27 protein-coding genes and 1 tRNA gene are annotated in these 23142 nt (G+C 67.6%); 12 read left to right on the top strand and 16 right to left on the bottom strand.

The annotated features are described in order from the left end of the window. Positions 1-14 precede the first annotated feature (14 nt). From IEV99_RS16575 to map, 6 genes are all read right to left on the bottom strand, one after another. Positions 15-767, bottom strand: coding sequence for a proteasome-type protease (locus tag IEV99_RS16575; RefSeq protein ID WP_188518847.1), 753 nt, complete (start codon positions 765-767; stop codon positions 15-17). 136 nt (positions 768-903) lie between these two features. Next, on the bottom strand, positions 904-1731 hold the full coding sequence (locus IEV99_RS16570; RefSeq protein ID WP_188518846.1) for a transglutaminase family protein: 828 nt from the start codon (positions 1729-1731) through the stop codon (positions 904-906). 49 nt (positions 1732-1780) lie between these two features. Further along, on the bottom strand, positions 1781-2722 hold the full coding sequence (locus tag IEV99_RS16565) for an alpha-E domain-containing protein (RefSeq protein WP_188518845.1): 942 nt from the start codon (positions 2720-2722) through the stop codon (positions 1781-1783). Beyond that, positions 2715-4133, bottom strand: a complete 1419-nt coding sequence (locus IEV99_RS16560) for a circularly permuted type 2 ATP-grasp protein (protein ID WP_188518844.1) — start codon at positions 4131-4133, stop codon at positions 2715-2717. Before IEV99_RS16560 ends, IEV99_RS16565 begins: the two co-directional genes overlap by 8 nt. Positions 4134-4436: 303 nt before the next feature. Next, on the bottom strand, positions 4437-5147 hold the full coding sequence (gene radC, locus IEV99_RS16555; RefSeq protein ID WP_188518843.1) for a RadC family protein: 711 nt from the start codon (positions 5145-5147) through the stop codon (positions 4437-4439). An 8-nt stretch (positions 5148-5155) separates the two neighbouring features. Next, positions 5156-5983 (bottom strand): type I methionyl aminopeptidase, encoded by an 828-nt coding sequence (gene map, locus IEV99_RS16550; protein ID WP_188518842.1) that lies wholly within the window; start codon positions 5981-5983, stop codon positions 5156-5158. Positions 5984-6137: 154 nt separating this feature from the next. Between map and IEV99_RS16545 the strand changes: the two genes are divergently transcribed. The 4 genes from IEV99_RS16545 (at position 6138) to IEV99_RS16530 (ending at position 10119) form a co-directional block, all read left to right on the top strand. Beyond that, on the top strand, positions 6138-6986 hold the full coding sequence (locus IEV99_RS16545) for an FkbM family methyltransferase (protein WP_188518841.1): 849 nt from the start codon (positions 6138-6140) through the stop codon (positions 6984-6986). Between the two features lie 83 nt (positions 6987-7069). Continuing rightward, complete coding sequence (locus IEV99_RS16540; RefSeq protein WP_188518840.1) at positions 7070-7834, top strand: competence/damage-inducible protein A; 765 nt, start codon at positions 7070-7072, stop codon at positions 7832-7834. A gap of 114 nt (positions 7835-7948) precedes the next feature. Then, entirely contained in the window at positions 7949-8455 is a 507-nt protein-coding gene (gpt, locus tag IEV99_RS16535) for a xanthine phosphoribosyltransferase (RefSeq protein WP_188518839.1), read from the top strand. Between the two features lie 77 nt (positions 8456-8532). Next, on the top strand, positions 8533-10119 hold the full coding sequence (locus tag IEV99_RS16530) for an AMP-binding protein (RefSeq protein ID WP_188518838.1): 1587 nt from the start codon (positions 8533-8535) through the stop codon (positions 10117-10119). A gap of 24 nt (positions 10120-10143) precedes the next feature. On the opposite strand, the gene IEV99_RS16525 is transcribed toward IEV99_RS16530, so the two are convergent. The 3 genes from IEV99_RS16525 to IEV99_RS16515 form a co-directional block, all read right to left on the bottom strand. Further along, positions 10144-10219 (bottom strand) — tRNA-Leu (locus tag IEV99_RS16525). A 50-nt stretch (positions 10220-10269) separates the two neighbouring features. Further along, positions 10270-11475 (bottom strand): FAD-dependent monooxygenase, encoded by a 1206-nt coding sequence (locus IEV99_RS16520; protein WP_188518837.1) that lies wholly within the window; start codon positions 11473-11475, stop codon positions 10270-10272. A 60-nt stretch (positions 11476-11535) separates the two neighbouring features. Beyond that, positions 11536-11784 (bottom strand): zinc-finger domain-containing protein, encoded by a 249-nt coding sequence (locus tag IEV99_RS16515; RefSeq protein WP_188518836.1) that lies wholly within the window; start codon positions 11782-11784, stop codon positions 11536-11538. 172 nt (positions 11785-11956) lie between these two features. Here IEV99_RS16515 and IEV99_RS16510 point away from each other — a divergent pair, with 172 nt between their 5' ends. The 3 genes from IEV99_RS16510 (at position 11957) to IEV99_RS16500 (ending at position 14096) form a co-directional block, all read left to right on the top strand. Then, on the top strand, positions 11957-12721 hold the full coding sequence (locus tag IEV99_RS16510; protein WP_188518835.1) for an alpha/beta fold hydrolase: 765 nt from the start codon (positions 11957-11959) through the stop codon (positions 12719-12721). 204 nt (positions 12722-12925) lie between these two features. Continuing rightward, positions 12926-13780 carry a serine O-acetyltransferase gene (cysE, locus tag IEV99_RS16505; protein ID WP_188518834.1) on the top strand — a complete coding sequence of 285 codons (855 nt, stop codon included), beginning with the start codon at positions 12926-12928 and terminating at the stop codon, positions 13778-13780. Positions 13781-13883: 103 nt separating this feature from the next. Then, positions 13884-14096 (top strand): DUF3126 family protein, encoded by a 213-nt coding sequence (locus IEV99_RS16500; RefSeq protein ID WP_188518833.1) that lies wholly within the window; start codon positions 13884-13886, stop codon positions 14094-14096. 8 nt (positions 14097-14104) lie between these two features. Here the strand turns inward: IEV99_RS16500 and IEV99_RS16495 are convergent, their stop codons facing one another. Next, a complete protein-coding gene (locus IEV99_RS16495; RefSeq protein WP_188518832.1) occupies positions 14105-14833 on the bottom strand; it encodes a hypothetical protein in 729 nt (242 codons plus the stop codon). Between the two features lie 112 nt (positions 14834-14945). Here IEV99_RS16495 and IEV99_RS16490 point away from each other — a divergent pair, with 112 nt between their 5' ends. Together IEV99_RS16490 and IEV99_RS16485 are read left to right on the top strand one after the other, a co-directional pair. Next, on the top strand, positions 14946-15281 hold the full coding sequence (locus tag IEV99_RS16490) for a DUF6949 family protein (RefSeq protein ID WP_188518831.1): 336 nt from the start codon (positions 14946-14948) through the stop codon (positions 15279-15281). Between the two features lie 70 nt (positions 15282-15351). Beyond that, positions 15352-15891: a gamma carbonic anhydrase family protein gene (locus tag IEV99_RS16485; RefSeq protein WP_188518830.1), complete on the top strand. Its 540-nt coding sequence runs from the start codon at positions 15352-15354 to the stop codon at positions 15889-15891. 76 nt (positions 15892-15967) lie between these two features. Here the strand turns inward: IEV99_RS16485 and IEV99_RS16480 are convergent, their stop codons facing one another. From IEV99_RS16480 to IEV99_RS16470, 3 genes are all read right to left on the bottom strand, one after another. Then, a complete protein-coding gene (locus tag IEV99_RS16480) occupies positions 15968-16600 on the bottom strand; it encodes a transglutaminase-like cysteine peptidase (RefSeq protein ID WP_188518829.1) in 633 nt (210 codons plus the stop codon). Between the two features lie 391 nt (positions 16601-16991). After that, positions 16992-17603 carry a PilZ domain-containing protein gene (locus tag IEV99_RS16475; protein WP_244643974.1) on the bottom strand — a complete coding sequence of 204 codons (612 nt, stop codon included), beginning with the start codon at positions 17601-17603 and terminating at the stop codon, positions 16992-16994. A 60-nt stretch (positions 17604-17663) separates the two neighbouring features. Next, entirely contained in the window at positions 17664-18290 is a 627-nt protein-coding gene (locus IEV99_RS16470; RefSeq protein ID WP_188518828.1) for a PAS domain-containing protein, read from the bottom strand. A 526-nt stretch (positions 18291-18816) separates the two neighbouring features. Between IEV99_RS16470 and IEV99_RS16465 the strand changes: the two genes are divergently transcribed. Together IEV99_RS16465 and IEV99_RS16460 are read left to right on the top strand one after the other, a co-directional pair. Next, complete coding sequence (locus IEV99_RS16465; protein ID WP_188518827.1) at positions 18817-19629, top strand: rhomboid family intramembrane serine protease; 813 nt, start codon at positions 18817-18819, stop codon at positions 19627-19629. A gap of 150 nt (positions 19630-19779) precedes the next feature. After that, complete coding sequence (locus IEV99_RS16460) at positions 19780-20211, top strand: CBS domain-containing protein (RefSeq protein WP_188518826.1); 432 nt, start codon at positions 19780-19782, stop codon at positions 20209-20211. 13 nt (positions 20212-20224) lie between these two features. Here the strand turns inward: IEV99_RS16460 and IEV99_RS16455 are convergent, their stop codons facing one another. The 3 genes from IEV99_RS16455 to folE form a co-directional block, all read right to left on the bottom strand. Further along, positions 20225-21271, bottom strand: a complete 1047-nt coding sequence (locus tag IEV99_RS16455; RefSeq protein WP_188518825.1) for a patatin-like phospholipase family protein — start codon at positions 21269-21271, stop codon at positions 20225-20227. 100 nt (positions 21272-21371) lie between these two features. Beyond that, positions 21372-21806, bottom strand: coding sequence for a phosphoribosyl-AMP cyclohydrolase (gene hisI / locus IEV99_RS16450; RefSeq protein ID WP_188518824.1), 435 nt, complete (start codon positions 21804-21806; stop codon positions 21372-21374). Positions 21807-21884: 78 nt separating this feature from the next. Then, positions 21885-22520: a GTP cyclohydrolase I FolE gene (gene folE / locus IEV99_RS16445; protein ID WP_188518823.1), complete on the bottom strand. Its 636-nt coding sequence runs from the start codon at positions 22518-22520 to the stop codon at positions 21885-21887. A gap of 157 nt (positions 22521-22677) precedes the next feature. Between folE and IEV99_RS16440 the strand changes: the two genes are divergently transcribed. Continuing rightward, positions 22678-23133, top strand: a complete 456-nt coding sequence (locus IEV99_RS16440; protein ID WP_188518822.1) for an iron-sulfur cluster assembly scaffold protein — start codon at positions 22678-22680, stop codon at positions 23131-23133. Positions 23134-23142 lie beyond the last annotated feature (9 nt).

The raw sequence follows: 23142 nt of genomic DNA, 5'->3' as shown, positions 1-23142 counted from the left end.
ACCTTACGAAATTGTCAGGGCCGCGGGCCTGCGTGGTAGGGCGGTTGTGGGATCGCGATATGAGCGGCCCGCAAAGCGGCCGACCAACGCTCGCGCAGATCGTGAAAATAGGGCTCGCCGGCCTCGATCCGGTGCACGAGGTCGGGCTCCAGCGCATCGCGCTTCATGGTGACGATGTCGATGGGCAGGCCGACGCCAAGATTTGACCGCATGGTCGAATCCATCGAGATGAGGCCGAGCTTCAGTGCGTCGTTCAGGCTGGTGTTGAACGTAACGGCGCGGTCCAGGATCGGCTTGCCATATTTGTGCTCGCCGATTTGCAGGTAGGGCGTCTCGATGCCGCACTCGATGAAGTTGCCGGCGGCGTAGAGCATGAACAGGCGCGGCGCTCCGCCCTTGATCTGCCCGCCGATCATGATCGAAACGTCGAACTTCACCCCGGCTTCGTCGAGACTCACGCCGTCCACGGCCCGCACCTTGTGGACGGCTCGCCCGACCAGTTGGGCGGCGCGGAACATGGTAGGCGCCTGCAGCAGCGTCTCGATCTCGCCGGTCTCGGGATTTTCGATCCCCTCGTGCAAGAAGCTGACGACTGATTGCGAGATCGACAGGTTGCCGGCCGTGGCTAGCGCGATGGCGCGTTCGCCATTGCGCTCGAACAGGTGCAGCTTGCGGAACGTCGAGACGTTGTCGAGACCCGCATTGGTGCGGGTGTCGGCGATCATCACGAGGCCTTCGCGAACGAGAATGCCGGCGCAGTAGGTCATCAGCAGTGTCCAGGTTCATCGCCGTCGCCCGGCGGACGGAGCCATGGCGGGTTAATCCTATCAGGACGGGACCTCGCCGCCCATCGGCTGGGAGGACGTTTCTCCCCTTATAAGCAAAAGCTCGACCGCACTGTCATCAGGACTGCGACTGATCCTGCGCTTCGATGCGAAGGCGAACCTCCGGCGCGTGCTCGCCGCCGCCGCGGTGGGCGCCACGCACCGGCGCTGCGCCGAGCTCGTCGAGGCCGACCGCGATTCGCACATAGGAGGCCGTGGGGCAGAGATTGTTCTGCGGGTCGAAGCCGATCCAGCCGAAGCCGGGAACGTGCGCCTCCGCCCAGGAATGAGCCGCTTGGGCGTCCGCGCCGGCGTCCGGCGTCCAGAGATAGCCGCTGATGAAACGCGCGGGCGCGCCAAGCGAGCGCGCCGAGGCGATGAACACATGCGCGAGACCGGCGCCGTCCGCGCCCGCCGCCTCGATCGCCTCCGCGGCGGAGGCGGCCTGGCCGGGGCCGGGCGCCTCGGGTCGATGCTCCAGCCGCGCGTGGACGGCGCTCATCAAGGCGTGCATGCGGCCGAGGGGATCGCCCTCTGCGGCGACGGCGTCCTGCGCGAAGGCCTGCACGGCCTCGGTCGCGACGGTGAGGTCCGTTTCGCGCAAATAGAGCGACTCGGGGAAGCGCTCCACCGCGCCGCGCACCACGCCGGCATGGTCCTGCGTCTGGACGACGCCCTCCACGGAGACCACGAGCTGGTCGATGGGGCCGCCGACCGACAGCACATGCGTCGTGTTGCCGAACGCGTCCTCGCCTTGCCGCAGGCGGCTGTCCACATCCACGTCGATCCGCCAGCTCACGACGAACTGGCCGTCGTGGTTGCGCGGCGTGAGCCGCAGCGTCTGGATCATCGACTTCGCGGGCGGCGCGTAGCGATAGGTCGTTTGTTGCGAGACGCGAATGCGCATGCGGCGGGTCCAAACAGGGATCGAACGCCCGGGCTCGCCGGGCGCTGTCTCAGACGAGGTACTGGTCGTTGATGGCGCTGCCGAGCTTGGCGTTGTCAGCGACGAATCCCGAGATGAACTCGTGCAGGCCGCCGCGGAACACGTCCTCGATGCGGGTGTTCTCCAGGCGCGCCAGGATGGTGCGGCTCAGCCGCTGCGAGACGCCCTGGCGGCCGTAGGCGCGGCCGATCTCGTCGAGGAAACGCACGATGTTCTCGTAGGACGATGCCAGCGAGCGCGGCATCTGCCGGTTGAGGATCAGCAGGTCGGCGACGAGCCAGGGCTTCAGGCTCTCCCGGTAGACCCAGTGATATGCCGTCAGCGCCGAGACCTCGCGCAGGATGGTGGACCATTGGAAGTAGTCGAGGCTACCGCCCACCGTCTCGTTCTCGGGCAAAAGCACATGGTACTTCACGTCCAAAATGCGGGCCGTGTTGTCGGCCCGCTCGAGATAGACGCCGAGCCGCGAGAACCAGTAGTTGTCGTTGCGCAGCATCGTCCGGTAGGCCGAGCCGTCGAAGGCCAGCGAGGCAGATTTCACCCATTCCAGAAAGCGAGCGAATTCCTCGCGCGACATGGACTTGGGATCATATCGGCGCAGCTCCAGATAGGCGCCGTTGATGGCTTCCCACATTTCGCCGGTGAGCGCGGTGCGGACCGCACGGGCGTTGGAGCGGGCGCGCTCGAAGCAGCTGCGAATGGAGGACGGGTTCTCCGGGCTGAAGGCCAGGAACTCGGTGACGTTGCGCTCCGTCGGCTCGTCGTAGAGCGCCTCGAAGGCCTCCGCCGCGCCGGCGGTGAGCAGGACGCTCTGCCATTCGTTGCCCGCGCCCCCATAGGCGGCCGGCAGGGTGGCGAGGCGGGCGGTGGCGTCCAGGATGCGGGCGAGGAACTCGGCCCGCTCCATGTAGCGCGACACCCAGTAGAGATTGTCGGCGGTCCGGCTAAGCATCGAGCACCCAGGTGTCCTTGGTTCCGCCGCCCTGGCTGGAGTTCACCACCAGGGACCCATCCTTCAGCGCCACGCGGGTGAGCCCGCCGGGCACGATGCGGACCTTGTCCGCGCCGCTCAGCACGAAGGGGCGCAGGTCGACATGCCGCGGCGCCACGCCCGAGGCCACAAAGGTTGGGCAGGTCGAGAGCGCCAGCGTCGGCTGAGCGATGAAGCCGTCCGGCGCGGTTTTCAGTTTGCGACGGAAATCCTCGATCTGGTGCTTGGTGGCGTGCGGGCCTACCAGCATGCCGTAGCCGCCGGAGCCGTTCACCTCCTTGACGACGAGCTCGTGGAGATTGTCGAGCACGTAGGACAACGATTCCTTTTCGCGGCAGCGATAGGTCGGCACGTTGTTGAGGATCGGATCCTTGCCGGTGAAGAACTTCACGATATCGGGCATGTAGCTGTAGACGGCCTTGTCGTCAGCCACGCCGGTGCCGATGGCGTTGCACAGGGTCACGTTGCCGGCCTGATAGGCGCTGACGATGCCGGGCACGCCCAGCACCGAATCGGGCCGGAACGCGAGGGGATCGAGAAAATCGTCGTCGATGCGCCGGTAGATGACGTCGACGCGCTTCGGCCCCTCGGTGGTGCGCATGTAGCAGACGTCTTCGCGCACGAAGAGGTCGGAGCCCTCGACCAGCTCGATACCGAGCTTATCGGCCAGGAACGAGTGCTCGTAAAAGGCGGAGTTGTACTGGCCGGGCGTCAGCAGCACGCATACTGGGTCACGGCCCGCGGTTTTCGGCGCGACCGAGCGTAGCGTCGCGAGCAGCGAGTCGGGATAGTTCTCGACCGGCGCGACGCGGTTCTCGGTGAACAGCTCCGGGAAGAGCCGCATCATCACCTCGCGGTTCTCCAGCATGTAGGAGACGCCGGAGGGCGTGCGGGCGTTGTCTTCCAGAACGTAGAAATCGTCCGGCCCGACACGCACGATGTCGATGCCGGCGATGTGGCAGTAGATGCCGTGCGGCACCGGGCGGCCTACCATCTCGGGGCGGAAGCCGGCGTTGCGGTAGATCAGATCCTCCGGGACGATCCCGGCCTTGAGGCACTCGCGGGGGCCATAGATGTCGGCCAGGAACGCGTTTAGCGCGGTGACGCGCTGCACCAGCCCTTCTTCCAGGCGGGTCCATTCGGGCTTCGTCAGCACGCGGGGGATGATGTCGAACGGGATGAGGCGCTCGGTCGATTCCGAGTCGCCGTAGACCGCGAAGGTAATTCCAATGCGGCGGAAGAAGAGCTCCGCCTGGCTGCGCCGCAGAGCCAGGTGGTCTGGGGGGGCCGTATCCAGCCAGCGCTTCAGCGCCGCGTAGGCCTCCCGAATCTCCCCATCCGCGCCGTTCATCTCATCGAACGCCGACGCCATGTGATCCCCTCTCGCGGCACGTCTTGTGACGCTGCCATAACGCGGGCAGAACCGCAAAGGTCATGCCAGCGGGGCTTTCGTATGAAGCCGAGAGCGAGGCAGCGTGACTTGCCTGATTGTTGGGCAAAAACAGGAAGGTGCGACCAGTTTGCGGGCGCACCCCGCACTCGGGCCTCTCTTGCGTGCAGAGGGAGCAGGCGGCGGTGGAGCGTCAGGATAGTTTGTCCGGCTCATCCCCGACGCCACCTCTGTCGCTTCCGCTGCGCGGGAAAGAATGACCCGCCCACCTTTGGCAGGAACGCCTCACATCAGCCGCAGGCCCTTGAGGCTCGCATGTCCGTTGCGACCGACGATGATGTGGTCGTGCACGACGACGCCGAGGGGCTTGGCGATGTCGGCGATCTCGCGCGTCATGCGGACGTCGGCGTCGGAGGGCGTCGGATCGCCGCTGGGGTGGTTGTGGACGAGGATGATGGCGGAGGCCGAGAGCTCCAGCGCTCGCTTGAGCACCTCGCGCGGGTAGACCGGCGTGTGGTCGACTGTGCCGGTCTGCTGCACCTCGTCGGCGAGCAGGCCGTTGCGCTTGTCGAGGAACAGGATGCGGAACTGCTCCTTTTCGGCGAACGCCATGGCGGCGCGGCAGTAATCGATCACGCTGGCCCACGATGACAGGACCTGGCGCTTGCCGACCGCCCCCTTGGCGAGCTCGCGCCCGGCGGCCTCCACAATCTTGAAGTCGATCGCGGTCTGCTCGCCGACCCCGTCGATCTCGCAGAGGCGCGCGATCGGCGCTCCCAGCACTTCGGCAACCGACCCGAAGCGGCCGATCAACTCCTTCGCGAGCGGCTTCACGTCGCGCTGCGGAATGGAGCGGAACAGGATGAGTTCGAGAAATTCGTAGTCCGCGAGGCCGTCGCGTCCTACGCGCGCGAAGCGATCTTTCAACCTAGAGCGGTGTCCGCGCCGATGATCCTCCCCGGAAGCATCCTTGCCGGGGGGATCGACGTCGCGCATGAGGCCTCTCAGGCGGTGATGTAAGGGGGCTGGTTCCAGCCCTTGGGGGAGAGCGTGAAGATCTCGACACCGGTCTCGGTGACGCCAACGCTGTGCTCGAACTGCGCCGACAGCGAGCGGTCGCGCGTCACAGCGGTCCAGCCATCGCCCAGCACCTTCACGGCGGGACGTCCCAGGTTGATCATGGGTTCGATGGTGAAGAACATGCCTGCCTTCAGCGGCACGCCTTCGCCGCGGCGGCCATAGTGGAGGATGTTCGGCTCGTCGTGGAAGAGCCGCCCGAGCCCGTGCCCACAGAAATCGCGAACAACCGAGCAGCGCTCGCTTTCGGCGAAGGCCTGGATGGCGGCGCCGATGTCGCCGGTCGTGTTCCCGGGCTTCACCTGCGCGATGCCGATCATGAGCGCCTCGTAGGTCACCTCGACGAGCCGCGACGCCCGGCGGGGCGTCTCGCCGACGAGATACATGCGGCTCGAATCGCCATGCCAGCCGTCGAGCACGAGCGTGACGTCGATGTTGACGATGTCGCCTTCGCGCAGCGGCTTGTCGTTGGGGATGCCGTGGCAGACCACGTGATTGATGGAGGTGCAGATGCCTTTGCGGAAACCGCGATAATGCAGCGGCGCCGGGTAGGCGTTGTTGTCCATCGCGAACTCGAAAATGAGCTTGTCGAGCGCATCCGTGGTGACGCCCGGCTGCACGGCCGGAACGAGCAGGTCCAGCGCCTGGGCGGTGAGCCGGCCGGCGCGGCGCATGCCCTCGAAGGCTTCGGGGCCGTGGAGCTTGATTTCGCCAGTCTTGCGGCCGGCCGCGACGGTTGCGTCGACGAATGTCATGTCGGACTCAGGGTGGGCGGGCGCAGGGGCCGGCAGGTCGAGATTGGTTTCACCATCACATGGGCCATGGCGGGCGCTCGCGCAAGATCGCCAACCGCCTCAGGGCGAGGCCGGACTTCCTTTCCGCGGCGTAAGCGGCTACTCGTCGGCCTCAATGAAAGACGCACGAACCCTGCCTCCGGCCGAGGCCGGCGCCTTTGGGGCCTTTGGTCCGGAAGGCCTGCCCAAGCGGCTGATCGACATCACGCGGCGCATGCCGCGGTCCTGGGCCGGTCGCCGCATCGCCTATGCGCTGCGGCAGATCGCCATCTGGTTGTTGCGCGGACGCCCTGTTGACGTGCAGTCGCTCGGCGCGCGCATGCGGCTCTATCCGTACAACAATGTTTGCGAGAAGCGCCTTCTGTTCACGCCGCAATATTTCGACCCGGATGAGCGCGAATACCTCGCCGCGCGGATCCGGGAGGGCTTCACGTTCGTGGACGTGGGCTCCAACGTGGGCGGCTATGCGCTGTTCGTCGCCGCGCTGGCGGGGCCGACCGGCCGCGTGCTGGCCGTGGAGCCGCAGCCCGGCGTGTTCGAGCGGCTGGTGTTCAACATCCGGCAGAACGCTTTCGGGGGCGTCAAGGCAGTTGATTGCGCGGTGGCGGACAAGGCCGGCGAGGTGACGCTGTTCGTTGATCCGCGCAACCACGGCGAGTCGAGCGTCAAGATGGTGGGGCTTGGCGACGGCGCGGCCGTTCGGGTTCCGGCTACGACGCTGCAACAGCTGCTGCTGGACGAGCGGCTCGACCATGTCGACGCCATCAAGCTCGACGTGGAAGGCGCCGAAGACCTTATTCTCGAGCCTTTCCTGCGCACTGCGCCGCACAGCCTTTGGCCACAGACCTTCATCATCGAGAACGGGGTCGGCCGCTGGCAGATCGATTTGCCGGCGCTATTGGCGGAGAAGGGCTACCGGCTGGTGCAGCGCACGCGCGTGAACCTGATCTTCGATCGGGGTTGATCTCGAGGGCGTGGCGGCGCGTACTTTCAGTTCGCGGCGCCTCTGCGCCGCCCGACCCGCTATCGCGATCCGGAGCGCCCCCAATGTCCGACCACGAGACCGCCATCACCGCCGCCGTTCTGGTGATCGGCGACGAAATCCTGTCCGGGCGCACCAAGGACAAGAACATCGGCTATATCGCGGACTATCTCACCGCGATGGGGATCGACCTCAAGGAAGTCCGCGTCGTGCCGGACGAGGAGGTCGAGATCGTGGCGGCCATCAACGCGCTGCGGTCTCGCTACACCTACCTGTTCACCACCGGCGGCATCGGCCCAACGCATGACGACATCACGGCCGACTGCGTCGCCAAGGCGTTCGGCGTCGACATCTCGCATGACGAGCGCGCGGTCGCGATGCTGCGCTCGCGCTACGAGAACCCGGCCGACCTGAACGAAGCGCGGCTGCGCATGGCGCGCATTCCGCACGGGGCCGACCTGATCGAGAACCCGATCTCCAAGGCGCCGGGCTTCCGGCTCGGCAACGTGTTCGTGATGGCGGGTGTGCCGTCCATCATGCAGGCCATGCTGGATAACATCGGCCCACTGCTGAAGACCGGCCGGACCATGTTGTCGACCTCCATCGACGCACAGGGCACGCCCGAGGGCGCGTACGCGACGGGGCTCGGCGCGATCCAGAAGGCCAATCCGGGTGTGATCATCGGCTCCTATCCGAGCTTCGACGGCAAGAGCTTCACCAATCAGATCGTGGTGCGCTCGCGCGACGAGGCGCTGCTGCAGACCGCGCGGAGCGCCGTGGAGGCGCTGGTCGCCGAGCTCGTGGCGGCGCGGCCGACCAAGGTTCCGTAAGGGTCGGGCGCGTGGGGCTACCTGTCCCCGGCCATTGCTGAGCGGGCCGCCAAGCCATCTTGACGATCTCCGGCGTTAGCGGCAGGGAACGCCATCGCCGCAGCGGAGAGCGTCATGTCCCAGCCCCAGCCCAAAGCCTTTCCGGTCTCATGGGACCAGTTTCACCGCGACGCGCGCGCGCTGGCGTGGCGGCTGGCCGGGGCGGGGCCGTTCCAGGCCATGGTGTGCATCACGCGCGGCGGGCTGGTGCCGGCCGCCATCGTATCGCGCGAGCTCGGCATCCGGGTGATCGAGAGCGTGTGCGTGGCGAGCTACCACGACTACACGTCGCAGGGCGAACTCCGGGTGCTGAAGGGCATCTCCCCCGAAGTGCTCAAGCTCGGCGGCGAGGGCGGCAAGGGCGTGCTGGTGGTCGACGACCTGGTCGACACCGGCAAAACCGCCAAGGTGGTGCGCGACATGCTGCCAGACGCCCATTTCGCCACCGTATACGCCAAGCCGCTCGGCCGGCCGCTGGTGGACACCTTCGTGACCGAGGTATCGCAGGACACCTGGATTTATTTCCCTTGGGACATGGGCCTCGCCTACCAGGCGCCTATCGCCGAGAACCACAAGGGCTGAGGCGGCGCGCCTTTCGCTTTCCCTCCGGGGGCGCGACACGCTAGCGTGCGCGTCCCTGCCTGAGGATCGGCGCCCGCGTGACAACCTTCGATCCCGCCTCCACCCGCAAATCGCTGTTTCGCGCGCTGCTGGACGCCGCCGACCTGCATGGCGGCGGCAAGCTGATCCTGGAGGATCCCGAGCGCAGCCCGCTGTCCTATGGCCGGCTGATCCTGGCCAGCTTCGTGATCGGCCGGCGCCTCGCGGCCGAAAGCCGCCACGGCGAGGCCGTGGGCGTGCTTTTGCCCAACGTCAACGCCGTAGCGATCGTGATCCTGGGGCTCAGCGCCTTCGGGCGGGTCGCCGCCATGCTGAACTTCACGGCCGGGCTCGCCAACCTGCGCTCGGCGGCCCGCACGGTCGAGATCGAGACCGTGGTGACGTCGCGCCGCTTCGTGGAGACCGGCAAGCTCGACGAGGTGGTGGCCGGGCTTTCAGCCGGCGACGGGGAGGGCGCGCGGCCGCTGCGCATTCTGTACCTGGAGGACGTGCGGGCCGAGATCACCTCCTTCGACAAGCTGAAGGGGCTCCTGCGCTCGTGGTATCCGCGGCTCGCCCATTCGCGCCACGCGCTGGGGCCGGACGAGGGCGCGGTGGTGCTGTTCACCTCCGGGTCGGAAGGCAAGCCCAAGGCGGTGGTGCTCTCCAGCGCCAACCTGATCAGCAACGTCCGGCAGATCGAGGCGCATATCGGTTCGCCGCCGCTGTCGTCGGAGCGCGTAGTGCTGAACCCGCTGCCGGTGTTTCACAGCTACGGCCTCACGGGCGGCCTCATGCTGCCGCTGCTCGGCGGCATGAAGGCCGTACTCTACCCGAGCCCGCTGCACTACCGGCAGGTGCCCAAGCTCGCCAAGGCGGTTTCGGCCAGCATCCTGTTCGGCACCGACACGTTTCTGCAGGGCTGGGCCAAGGCGGCGGAGCCCGGCGACCTCGACAGCGTCGACGTGGTGGTGGCCGGGGCCGAGCGGGTGCGCGAGCAGACGCGCAAGCTCTGGGAGGCCTCGTCCACGGTGATCCTGGAAGGCTACGGCGCGACCGAATGCTCGCCCGTGATCGCCGTGAACCAGACCTTCGACAACCGCCCCGGCTCGGTGGGGCGCTTCCTGCCCGGCATGGAGCACAAGCTGGAGCCCGTGGAGGGGCTGCACGAGGGAGGCAAGCTCCTGGTGCGCGGCCCCAACGTGATGGCGGGCTACATCCTAGCCGACAGGCCGGGGATTTTGGCCCCGCCCGAGGGCGGCTGGCACGACACGGGCGACATCGTCACGGTGGACGCTGACGGCTTCGTGCGCATCCAGGGCCGCGCCAAGCGCTTCGCCAAGATCGGCGGCGAGATGGTGTCGCTGGCCGCCATCGAATCGCTCGCCTCCGCGCTCTGGCCCGGCTCCACCCACGTCGCCGTCAGCCTGCCGGACGCCCGCAAGGGCGAGCAGATCGTGCTCGCCACCGACCGCCCCGAAGCTGACCGCGGCGCGCTGCTGGCCTACGCGCAGCAGCAGGGCTACCCCGAGCTCTGGGCCCCGAAGGCCGTCCTGGTGCTGTCCAGCATCCCGGTGACGGGCTCGGGCAAGATCGACTTCGCCGGCACGGCCGAGATGGTGCGGCAGCTGCGGCCGTTGCTGTGAAGCCGCCGCCCGCGGCAAGCATCGTGGTGGCCCCGGTCGGACTCGAACCGACACTGTAGCGATTTTAAGTCGCCTGTCTCTGCCGTTGGACTACGGGGCCAGCCTTGCGGCGCCCCTGTTTGCCGAGGCGCAGGGCGGAATGCAAGGCGTTCAGGCGTCGTCGGGTTTCCAGCCGTAGAGCCAGTCGTAACGCTGCATCAGGCGGGGGCCGGAGAGACGGCCCATCACGAGGTTGCGGGCCAGCGCGAAGGGGCCGGCGAGGTGGTACGTGCTGGCGTTCTGGCGCGATGTCGCCTGGACCTTGCGGGCGCGCGCGTGGCGCTTGGCGTGGTAGGCGCGCAGCGCGCCGGGCGCGTCCCAGGGCGTGCGCGCGAGTTCGCGCGCCAACACGGCGGCGTCCTCGATCGCGAGCGCGCCGCCCTGCGCCAGGAAGGGCAGCACCGGGTGAGCGGCGTCGCCGAGCAGCGCGATGCGGCCCTGCGCCCATGTCTGGCGCGGCTGGCGATCGAACAGCGACCAGACCTGCCAGTCGTCGAGGCGCGACAGGAGGCCGCCGAGCTCGGGCGCCCAGGCGCCGAAGCGCCGGCGCGAAGTTTCGGCGTCGCCGGGGCGCGACCAGCCCTTTTCGGCGTCACGGTCACGCATTACGGCCACGACGTTGACGATACGCCCGCCACGCAGCGGATAGTGGACGAGGTGGGCGTCGGAGCCGAGCCAGAGGCCGGTCTCCTGGCCCTGGAAGCGCGCCGGCGCGGCCTCGATGGGCAGGGTGGCGCGCCAGGCCACGTAGCCGGTGAAGGTCGCTTCGGTTGTGTCGCCCACCGCGGCGGCGACGCGGGACCAGATGCCGTCGGAGCCGATCAGCAGGGCGGCGCGGTGGGTTTCCGGGCCGTTGGAGGCTTCCGCCACCACGGTGACGCCGTCGCCCTCCGTGTCGGCGCTCGTGACAGTGCGGCCAAACACCAGCCGGACGTTGGGCAGGCCGCGCACGGCGTCCAGAAGCAGGGTCTGCAGGTCGGCGCGATGCACGACGTAGTAGGGCGCGCCGTAGCGCTGGCGCATGGCGTCGCCGAACGGCATCTCGGCGAGCTGGCGGCCGGAGCGGCCGTTGCGCACCACAAGCCGGTTGGGTTCGCCGGCGGCGCGCCCCAGCGCCGGGCCGAGGCCGAGCTCGATCAGCACGCGCGACGCGTTGGGGGAGAGCTGAATGCCGGCCCCGACTTCCTCGACGCGGGTGCGACGCTCCAGCACCGTCACGGGATGGCCGGCGCGGGCCAGCGCGAGCGCGGCCGTGAGCCCTCCAATGCCGGCTCCGGCGATCAGGATCGGCGCGGGGCCGTCCGGTTGCGGTGTCATGCGGGTGGGTCCGTCGGGGGGACCTGAGGGGGAAGGGCGGGCGCCTGCGGCGCCATCAGGTCAGGCCGCCTTGGGCGTCTCGTAGGAGCAGCCGGGCGGAACCGTCTCGGCGCCGTGGAGGCTGGGGTCGTACTTGAACAGGGTCGAGCAGTAGCCGCACAGGATCTCGTCGTCCGAGCCCATGTCGAGGAAGACGTGCGGGTGGTCGAAGGGCGGACGGGCGCCGATGCACATGAACTCGCGCGCGGCGATGCGGATGGCCGGCGCGCCGACGTCATTCTGGAAGTGGGGAACGCCGACATCGGCCATGATGCTGCTCCGGATTGCGCCACAGGCGCTGCGCCCAATGATTTGCGGCGCACCATAATCAAGCGGGCGGCCCTCCGCTAGTGGATCGAAGGGCGGGTCTGCGCCCGGCGCGGGTTGCGGGCCGGCGGGCGGCTGCACTACGGTCGCGCTCTTTCCTGCCGCCGGAGCCCCCATGCAGTTCTTCGATTCCGCGGGCGTGCGCATCGCCTTCATCGACCAGCCGTCCGAGGAGGGCGCGGGCGACCCCATCGTGCTGGTGCACGGCTTTGCCTCCAGCCATGCGGTGAACTGGGTCAACACGCTGTGGGTGAAGACGCTGAACCGCGCCGGCTTCCGGGTGGTGGCGCTCGACAATCGCGGCCACGGGCAGAGCGACAAGCCGCATGACGCGGCGGACTACTCCTCCGACATCATGGCCGAGGACGTGCGGCGCCTCATGGACCACCTCGGCATCAAGCGGGCCGACGTGATGGGCTATTCAATGGGCGCTCGGATCACCGCGCATCTGGCGTTGGCGCACCCGCACCGAGTGCGGTCGGCCCTGCTGGGCGGCCTGGGCATCCATCTCGTCGAGGGCGTAGGCCTGCCGCTCGGCATCGCGGACGCCATGGAGGCGCCCTCCGTGGAGGCGCTTAAGGACCCGATGCAGCGCATGTTCCGCGCCTTTGCGGAGCAGACCGGCAGCGACCTCACGGCGCTCGCGGCCTGCATCCGCGGTTCGCGCCAGACGCTGACGCGTGAGCAGGTCGGAGCCATCCGACTGCCCGTGCTGGTGTCGGTGGGAACCAAGGACGACGTCGCCGGCGACCCGCATGCGCTCGCGGACCTGATCCCGGGCGCGGAGGCTTTTGCGATTCCGGGGCGCGATCACAATCTCGCGGTGGGGGACCGCACCCACAAGGAAGCCGTGCTGGCGTTTCTGGCGCGCCGGCCCTGAGCGGCGCCGGCGGAAGCTGAATCTTCTGAATCGGTTGCGGGCGCCGCCTGAAGCACCGTCGCGGGTCGCTCACGCGATGATTCAAGGCGCGCGACGTCCCGCTCGGCCGCCCATTGGCGGGCGTGCGGCGCGACCCTAGATGTGAGATGATCCACCAAGCCGCGTCGCGCCCTGCGAGGCGGCGTCTTTGTCGTCGGAGGGCGCATGTCCGCTCACGGTTTCAGCCAAGGCGTTGTTCGCAGTCCGCGTGTCGAGCGGGTCGATCCCGTGTGGAGCCGCATCCGCGAGGAGGCGGACGAAATCGTCCGGCGCGAACCGACGCTGGCGAGCTTCATCGTGTCCACCATCGTGAACCACGACACGCTCGAATCCGCGGTGGTGCACCGCGTCGCAGCGCGGCTCAGCCACCCGGCGGTGTCGAGCGAGCTCATCGTCCAGACCTTCATGGACGTGATCCACCACGATCCCTCCATCGCGGAGGCGTTCCGTGCCGACATCATGGCGGTGGCGGACCGCGATCCCGCCTGCCAGCGGTTCATCGAGCCGGTGCTGTATTTCAAGGGCTTCCACGCCATTCAGACGCATCGCTTGGCGCATGCGCTGTGGCAGGTTGGCCGCAAGGACCTCGCGCTGTACCTGCAGAGCCGCTCGTCCGAGGTGTTCCAGACCGACATCCACCCCAATGCCCGCATGGGCCGCGGCATCTTCCTCGACCACGCCACCGGGCTCGTGGTGGGCTACACGGCCGTGATCGAGGACAATGTCTCGATGCTGCAGGATGTGACGCTGGGCGGCACCGGCAAGGAGCGCGGCGATCGCCATCCCAAGATCCGGCAGGGCGTGCTGATCGGCGCCGGGGCGAAGATCCTGGGCAACATCGAGATCGGCCAGTGCGCCCGCGTGGCGGCCGGCTCTGTGGTGCTGAAGCCCGTGCCGCGCAACACCACGGTGGCGGGCGTTCCCGCCCAGGTCGTGGGCAGCGCCGGCTGCGCCGAGCCCGCCCGCAGCATGGACCAGCTGCTCGCCGAGAAGCTCGGAAGCGACATTCCGGAAGCCTGACGCCCGCTCCTGTGCGTCCGCCGGCCTTGCGGGGCCGGGCGGAGCATGGCAAGTCCCTCCCCACGAAACGGCTGCGCCCACCGCCGCCGTAGAGGCCCAGACGATGGACAAGACAGAACTCGCCAAGCTGCAGGACTATTTCCGGCGGCTGTTCAACAACAACACCATCAAGGTGGTGGCGCGGCCCAAGAAGACCGACTCGGCCGAGGTGATGATCGGCGACGAGTTCGTGGGCATCCTGTCGCTCGATGACGAAGACGGCGACCGCTCCTACGCGTTCAACATGTCGATCCTGGACGTCGACCTGGAGGGCTGAGCCCTCCGTCAGCCGATGATCTTGTCGAGGAGGCGGCGCAAGCGCTCGTCGATCGCCTCCCAGTGCTCCAGCAGCCGCGACTCCATCCGCATCTGGATATCCAGCCCGTCCCGGCGAAATTCCGCGATGCAGACGTCGGGCAACCCATCGGCCGCCCGGCCTTCGACGTCGCAGCGGGCGGCGAAGCGTCGCCCGTCCGGAGGGGCCAACAACAGCTGTTCGCCCGCGTAGGGCGATTTGGCGCGAAAGCGTCGGCTGATCAGCCCGCCGGGTCCTTCCTCCACGGCGCTTTCCAGATACCGGCCATAGAGCTCCGCCGCGCGCGTTCCCGCGTCCGGCCCGTCGTCGGCCTGCAAGATCGTGACCAGCAGTACGTCGCCGAGCGCCAGCGGGGCCTTGGCGGCAGCGGCCGGCGCGACCGGCTTGGCGGCGTCGAGGTTCGGCCAGGAAAGCGCAAGGTCGAGGCGTTGTCGCGGACCGTCCTTGCGCTGTGCCGGATTGCGGATCAACTGCGACGGGACCGAAACCGAAACCCGGCCGACCGAGGCGGTCACGAGCCGTGCGGGTTCGGGGCGCAACGCCGAAAACGCAAACGCGCTGGAGCCGACCACGAGGCCGCCGGCAAGCACGAGCGCAGCGGCCCGCAAAGTGTGGGTCTCGGGCGCAGGGGCCGCGACTGCCGTGGCGGTCCGGCGCGCATACGCGACCGTGTCAGACAAGGAGGAGGCGGGGGGCATGGACGCAGAACTCCGGTCAGCCTTAACCAAATCTGAAGGAACATCTTTAACCAACCCTTAAGGCCCGCATAATGAACGCGCCGGCTCAACTCGGGCCGTCGGAGGTTTCTGCGTGCCCGTTTCGCTCTCGTTCGACTCCATCGAAGCTTTTAAGGCGCTCGCCATCGGCATTGCGGCCGCCGGCATGGTGGCCACCGGCTTCGAGGCCATGACGGAGCGGCGGGCGAGTTTCACGCTTCTGGAAACCGGGGGAGCGAGGGCGGTGGCGTCCGTCCCGTTAGTGGTGCTGACCGCGCCCTTCATCATCCTGCGCAACACCGTGCGCGGACGGCGCAAGGATCGCCGGCGCATCGGATTCGTGGCCCTCGCCACCATGATCGCATGCCTGTGGGGGCTCGCGTGCGGGCGCGTGATCCTCGATATGGCGATCGCGATCCTCGGCTCCTGAACGCCTGGCCCTTGACGGACCGGGCGGCCCGCCGTCCATTCGGCGAACGCAAAACAGCCGGAGCCGTCTCATGCCGATCTACTCTCTCGATGGCCGCCAGCCCACGCTTCCAGCGCCCGGGACTTACTGGATCGCGCCGGACGCGCATCTGATTGGCGGCGTCGAGTTGTCCGAAGACGTGAGCATCTGGTTCGGGTCCGTGCTGCGCGGCGACAACGAGTGGATTCGTATCGGCGCGCGGAGCAACATTCAGGAAACCTCGCTGCTGCACACCGACATGGGATTCCCTATGGTGATCGGGGAGGACGTCACGGTGGGGCACCACGCCATCCTGCATGGCTGCACGGTCGGCGACGGATCGCTCATCGGAATGGGCGCCACAATCCTCAATGGCGCGAAGATTGGCCGTGGTTGCCTGGTGGGCGCGAACGCGCTCGTCACCGAGGGCAAGGAGTTTCCTGACGGATCGCTGATCGTCGGCTCTCCCGCCCGGGCGATCCGCCAACTCGACGAAACTGGTGTGGAGCGGTTGCGCGCGACCGCCCAGCATTATGTCGATAACTGGAAACGCTACGCCAAGGGCCTGCGCCGGATCGACGTGGCCGAGTAGCGGCCGTCACCTCGGCCTAACGACGCGAAACGGCGGAGCCGAGGGCCGCCGTTCCCAATCTGTCTCGCATCATGCGCTAGTGGCCGGCGACAATGAGGCCGGAGGGAGCCGGCTCGCCGAGCTTGACCCACTGGTTGGGGTGTTCCTGCGACTGGCGCTTGATGAACCCGTAGCCGGTGGCTTCCCAGCCCATCACCCGCGACGTCTTGCTGTCGAGCACGAAGTCGCCCCGATCCGTGACGACGGTCAGAATTGCGTGGCCAGCGCCGGTTTCGTCGCGCACCACGGTCATCAGCAGCGCCTGCCGGGGCATGCCTTCGCGCATCAGGATGCGGCGTTTTAAAAGCGCGATGTCCTCGCAATCGCCCTTGCCAGCGTCCGGATAGGTCCACTTCTCGGATACGCCATAGAGGGTGATGTCCTCGACCTGCTCGATGTCGCTGTTGACCTGCTGGTTCACGCGGACGAGTTCGCCCCAGGTGGCGGCGTTGAGCGTAATTTTCTTGGGCGGGAGGACCGGGCCTTCGCAATCGTCAGCGTGGGTTGGGCAGAAATCGATCCAGCCTATCGGCGGCTTCACATCCTCGAGCACGGGAGTCGGCGACACGGCGGCCGGGATCGCCCGGATCGGGTTCGACGCCTGAGCGCCGACGCTCGCAATCAGCCCGAGCCCAAACAGCCCGGATAGAACGCCCCCAAGAAGCCGCATTGCCCCAGCCCCGCCATCATCAAGGTTAATGAACGGTAAAGAAGGGCATCCGGACGTGCAACCGTTTGGTTACGACATCGTTAACGGGCTTCGTACATTCGCCCGCGGCATGCGATCGCAGGTAAAAACCCTGATAAAACAAAGATGAGCCGGCTCTCGGGACAAGAGCCGGCTCAAAGAAGCCCGGCGATGGGTGTGTGGGGACACGCCGGGAACGTGGGCTGGGCCCGGCGCGTGGGGCCGCGCCGTCACGTGGCTTCGTGACATCTAGATGATGGTTCAAAGCCTCTTCAGACGGCCTGAACGCAACCGTTCAAATTTTAAGGATCTAGGTGCGCCATCCCGGTCGTTCGGAGAACGCGCCTTGCGCCGAAACGCCGTACGGGGCGGGTTAGAGCTGGACGTTCTCGTCGAACGCCTGGTCGCTCAGTGTGCGCAGGAATTCGATCGCGATGCCGCCGTCGAAGTGGCGGACGACCTTGCCGCTGGTCGCCCCAATCGAGACAGGGGAACCCAGAGGCGGCTTCACGGGCGAGGAAACGGCCGCGCCAGAGAGCGAGACGTCAATGATGCGGACGCCGATCTCGGCTCCGTCCGGCGTGCGCATGAGTGCGCCGGTAGAGCGCGGGGTGATGCGCTCGTGGCGCCGGTCTTCAGGCAGTCCCAGTTCCTGACGATTGGCGAACCAGGTGAGCTGCGAGGCGAGCTTGTCCTGCTTGCGCTTGGTGGCCGAGAGCGCGACCGCGAATCCGCGCTCGTATTCACGCACGATGGTGCCTTCGACGCGGCCCAGATGTTCGAGGTAAATCACCACGCGTTCGCCCAGCTTGCCACGGACGGGAGCGAAGAGCGCAAGGCCGCCGGGCGACATGTCGACCGTCTGGCAGGGAAATTCCTGGCGATTCTCCAGCATGAACCGACCGAGCAACGTGACCCGCACGCGCTGGTGACGGCGGCGTTCAAGTGTCCGGGGGTTCGCCTGAATCGCCTGCATGATCGCCATCTGGGTCAATCGACGGCCTCCGAGAGGCCCTGAAAGTCCCACCATTCTCGCGCGACGGGGTTAACGGCGCTTTAGCGCATCGGATGAATCCGCGTCCTTCCCGCCCGAGAACACGAAGAGATGGCCGCGCCGCTCGGGACGCGCGAAGGGCAGGGCCTCCCGAGGGGTCGGAAGGCCGGGGCTATCCAGCCGCTCGCCGGCGTAAATCACGCGTTGCGAGCGCAGTTCGAGCTTCTCCACTGGATCCAGCCCCAGCCGCGGTGGAACCGTGAGCGGGGAGAGGGAGCCCAGCATCCGCGCGTGCGTGCGCCCGCGATGGCGCAGGGGCAGCAGAAGCAGTTCGAGGTCGCAGGCTGCGCCGTCGCGCGTCCAGGCGATCACGGACGCCACAGCGGGGGCGCTCTCGTTGACGATCATGTCGATCAAGGCGCCGCCCTCATCGCGGGCGGACCCTTGCCACAACGCCGTGAAGCTCTCGCCCTTGAGTTCCTTTCCGACAAGAGCCGACACCCGCGTCCCTGCGATCCGGAACGGGCAGGTGCGCTGGTCGTCAACTTCGATCACGAAGGTGTCGGCCAAAATGCCGCGAATTGCGGTGGGGTCGATCTCGGAGCGCTCCGGTGCGCAACGCTCGCCCCTGAGCGTGTCCCAATAGGCAAAGAGCGCCCGCGTGGCGGCGTGTTTCATGTCTTTCCGTCCCGGGCTTCCCAGCCCGGCCTCCGTCCCGCTTCGAAACAAAACCGATCCTCTTCCGGGCGGCGTGATCGGCCTCGAAGCCCCCTGGGGCGGAGAGGTGCAGTCGCTGTGCCACGCTCGATCTTAACCTTAACCATCGGTTGACGTTGCGCGGATGGTCGGTGTGGGACATGGTCCTCCTGCATCCTTTGCGAACGGCCTGTAGCTCCTTGGCCACCGCATCAACTTTTGGAACGCGAGGCAAAGACCGGGTTTCCGCAGGGAAGACCGGGGATAGGCGGGATGAAAGATCCTCCGCCGCGCCAACGGGAGAGCTTCGGCTCTCCCTTTTTTTTGCCCCCGTGGCCGTAGGCTCGGCGCCTGCTTTTCGCGCGCGGGCGTTAACGATCGTGGCCGTCTTGGCGAGAGACGGATGCGCCTTTTGCCGGAACAGCGTTTCCCGGCTTGAACCATCACCGTGCGCGGACGATGTTCAGGTCCCATCGCCGCCTCTGGCCCTTTCAGGAGTAGCCCGCGCGTGAGACCCGCCGCCGACGACCACGCGCCCCGCGAGCCTATCTTCAACATTCCCTCAGCGGTGATCGGCGTGATCGCCGTGTTGACGGCAATCCACGGACTGCGGGAATGGGGGCTCGGCCCCGACAGCCTCGTCTACGAAATGGCTTTCATACCGGCCCGCTTCGCGCTCTTGTTCGGGGCGGACCCGGTTCCGGGCCTTTCCGCCAGCCTAGCGCGGGACCCCGGCAATGTGGACCTGATCCAGCGGCTCGGGCTGGCGCGTGAGATCGTGGCCGAAGGGGCGAGCAAACCCTGGACGACGGTCAGCTACGCGCTGCTGCACGGCAGCTGGATGCACCTGACGCTGAACTCGGTCTGGCTGCTCGCCTTCGGCACCGCCGTGGCGCGCCGCTTCGGGACCTTCCGCTTCCTGGCGTTTCTGGTCGTGACCGCGATTGGCGGAGCGCTGGGCCATTTCGCGACGCATGCCGGCGACGTCGGCCCGATGGTGGGCGCATCGGCGTCCGTGTCGGGCTGTATGGCGGCCGCGATCCGCTTCGTGTTCCAGCCGGGCGCCCCGCTCGGCGCCTATCGGCTCACCGAGGAGCAGAGCTACAGGTTGCCGGCGCTGCCGCTCGGCGCGGTGCTGCGGGATAGCCGGGTGGTCACCTTTCTGGCCGTGTGGTTCATCATGAATCTCGCGACCGGGCTTGGCGCAGAGGAGTTGGGCTTCACGGATTCGGCCATCGCGTGGGAAGCGCATGTCGGCGGATTCTTGGTCGGCATCCTGGCGTTTCGCTGGTTCGATCCGGCCTCCACGGCCCTGGACTAAGCCCCCATGGGCGCCATTGCGCGCCTGCGACGATGGGCGCACACTCGCGCGACGGGTGGAGTCGCCGAGACCTCAGAACGTCACGCGACGCCCCCTACAAACGGCGGCTGCACGCGCGGTCGCCAGGGATGGACACGAAAGGAGGGACGCATGACCGTCTCCCGCATTCTGTCGACCAAGGGCCGGGACGTCGTCACGATCCAGCCGCACCGGACATTGGGAGAAGCCGCCAAGCTGCTCGGCGAGCGCCGCATCGGCGCCGTGGTGGTGTCGGGCTCGGATGGGGCCGTGCACGGAATCCTATCGGAGCGCGACATCGTCCGCGCGCTCGGCAAGGCCGGTTCGGCCGCGCTGGACGACGCGGTGTCGCGTCACATGACCGCCGAGGTGATCACCTGTGCGCCGGACACCATGATCGTGGACGTGATGGAAGACATGACCTCCGGCCGATTCCGGCACATGCCGGTGGTGGAGGGCGGGCGCCTGGCTGGGATCATCTCCATCGGCGACGTCGTGAAGCATCGCCTCAACGAAATGCAGCACGAAACACAGGCCCTGCGCGAGTACATCACGGCAGGCTGACAGCGAGCCGGAGTCAGTAGCCGCCCGGCAGCGCTTCCATGGTCATGGCGAGGTCTTCGAGGGCTTGCGTCATGGCCTCGTCGCCGAGCGCGATGCTTTCCTCGGCGCGATGAAAGTCGAACAGGCCGACGCGGCCGAGCTTCGGCTTGACGTGGATGTCCGGCGGATCGCCCGCCAGCCGCGACCGCGCGATGCGATCCTGCGTGATGTTGAAGGCGTCGACCATCACGGTGGCCAGGCCGGGCGCGCCGCTGCTGCGCCGGACGAACTGGCTGATGCGGTTCGCCGCGCCGATGACGGGCGAAAACAAGCCTTCGGCGACGATGGCCTCCGCCATTTCCTCTTGCGGCGGCTCGTCGGCGTTTCCGCCGTGGTCGGGTATCACCGCACCGCGGCCGAACAGGTCGGCGTTGAGGTTGATCGCGATCACGAGGTCGGCCGAAAGGGCCCGGGTGGTGGTGACCGGGATCGGATTGACGAGCGCGCCGTCAAAGAGCCAGCGGCCGCCGAGCTTCACCGGGTCGAAGATGCCCGGCAGCGCATAGGACGCCTGCAAGGCTTCCACCATACGGCCGCGGGTGAGCCAGATCTCGTGGCCGGAGCGGAGCTCGGTCGCCACCGCGGCGAAGCGGGTCTGGACATCCTCGATGCGCACATCGCCGAGGTCGCGCTGCAGCAGCGTCTTCAGGCGGTCGCCGCTGATCAGGCCTGAGCCGATGTGGAAGTCCATGAGCCACAGCACGCGGCGCTTGGTGAGCGAGCGGGCGAACTGCTCCAGTTCGTCCAGCTTGCCGGCCGCGTAGCAGCCGCCGACCACCGCGCCGATGGAGGTGCCGACCACGACCTCGGGAGCAAAGCCGGCGCGCTCCAGCGCCCGCAGCGCGCCGATATGCGCCCAGCCGCGCGCCGCGCCTCCACCAAGCGCCACACCGATGCGCGGCCGCTTGCGACGTGTCGCCGGCGCTGGCGTGACGGCCTGCCCCTGCGGAGGTTCACCGCCAGACGAGGCGGCCCCTTCGGCCCGGGCGGGCATGCGCAATCCGAGTAATTCCTGGAGCATGGCCGATCCTCGTCCGCTCCTCCCACACCTGAAGCGTGGCACGCGGACGTTACCGTTGTTTGAAGACCCGAACCGTTAACGGCCGAGCCCCCGTCACAGTTCAGCTTGATCGTGGCTGTTCGATGAAAACGAGCGCGGCTGGACCTTTCGCGGGTGTTTCGACGCGGCGGTAGAAGCAGGAGCGCCGCCCCGTGTGACAGCACCCGCCATCGCCCGCCACCGTGACCTTGAGGATCAGGCAGTCCTGGTCGCAATCGACCAGGATGTCGTGGACGGTCTGGATCTGTCCCGAGGTGTCGCCCTTGTGCCAGAGCTCGCCGCGCGAGCGGGACCAGTACCAGGCTTCGCCCGTGGCCAGAGTCTTCTCAAGCGCCTCCTGGTTCATGTGCGCAACCATCAGGATCTGGCCGTCCTGCGCGTCGACCGCGACCGCGGTGATGAGCTCGGACGCATCGAATTTCGGCGTCAGAAGCGCGCCTTCCTCGACGGCGTGCTTGTCGCCGCGGGGGCTGAGGGAAACGCAGTTCTCGCACATGGGCGGCTCCTGAACGCGAAACGGCCGGCGCTCGGCCGACCGTCGTCCCTTAGCACGCGCAGCCGCGCCTGCCAGCGCTCAACGGAAACCGCGGACCATGGCGATGAAGCGGGCCTGTTCGGCCGGGTCGTCCCGGAACACGCCGGTGAATTGCGTCGTCACCGTGCTGGCGCCCTGCTTCTGCACCCCGCGCATCGACATGCACATGTGCTCGGCCTCGATGATCACGGCCACGCCGCGCGGCTTCAGCGCATCGTCGATGGCGCCAACAATCTGGGCCGTCATGGTCTCCTGCGTCTGCAGGCGCCGCGCGAAGGCATCAACCACGCGGGCGAGCTTGGAGAGGCCGACCACGCCCTCGGCCGGGTAGTAGCCGATATGCGCCGTGCCGACGAAAGGCACCATGTGGTGTTCGCAATGGGAGTGGAATGGGATGTCCTTGACGACCACCATGTCGTCGTATCCGCCCACGTCCTCGAAAACCTTGGCGAGCACCGCCTGCGCGTCCTCGCCGTAGCCGCGGAACAGCTCCTCGTAGGCCTTCACGACGCGCTTTGGCGTGTCGAGCAGCCCTTCGCGGGCGGGGTCGTCGCCGGCCCAGCGGATAAGCGTGCGGACGGCGGCCTCCGCTTCCTCACGCGAGGGGCGGGGAGGAGCCTCCCGGACTGTCTCGATCGCGGGGCGGGGGGAAAAGGTCGTGACCACGGCGTCCATGATGGAGCCTCCACCGAACTGGAATGCACCCTATACGCCTTCAGCTTCGGCGTGGACCACAGATGCGGCGTCCGGTCGCGCGAAATTTCTCCGCGCCGCCGGAACCCTCGCAGCACCCTTATCAAAGCCCTATATTGCGGTGAAAGGACGGTGGCGCATGCTGAACGACATCTACAACGCCAAGATTCTCGAGCTCGCGGGCAATATCCCTCGGCTGGGCCGCCTGCCCGCGCCGCAGGCGAGCGCGACCGCGCATTCCAAGCTTTGCGGATCCACCGTGACGGTCGATCTGGTGATGGACGGCGATACGGTGACGGATTTCGCCCATGACGTGAAGGCCTGCGCGCTTGGCCAGGCGTCCTCGTCGATCATGGCCAGGCATGTCGTGGGGGCGACTGCGGACGAGCTGCGCCAGATCCGCGACACTGTGCGCAAGATGCTGAAGGAGAACGGCCCCCCACCGTCAGGCGAATGGGCCGACGCCGCCGTGTTGGAGCCGGTGCGCGACTTCAAGGCCCGTCACGCGTCGACCATGCTGACTTTCGACGCCGTGGTGGACGCGATCGGCAAGATTGAGGCTGCCCGCTCGGCCGGCGCCCAGGCGGCGGAGTAGGAGGGAGGG

The organism is Alsobacter metallidurans, assembly GCF_014636935.1.
Lineage (GTDB): Bacteria > Pseudomonadota > Alphaproteobacteria > Rhizobiales > Beijerinckiaceae > Alsobacter > Alsobacter metallidurans.
Note: the sequence above shows the minus strand (reverse complement) of the source record. Positions and strands in the feature narration are given on the sequence as shown.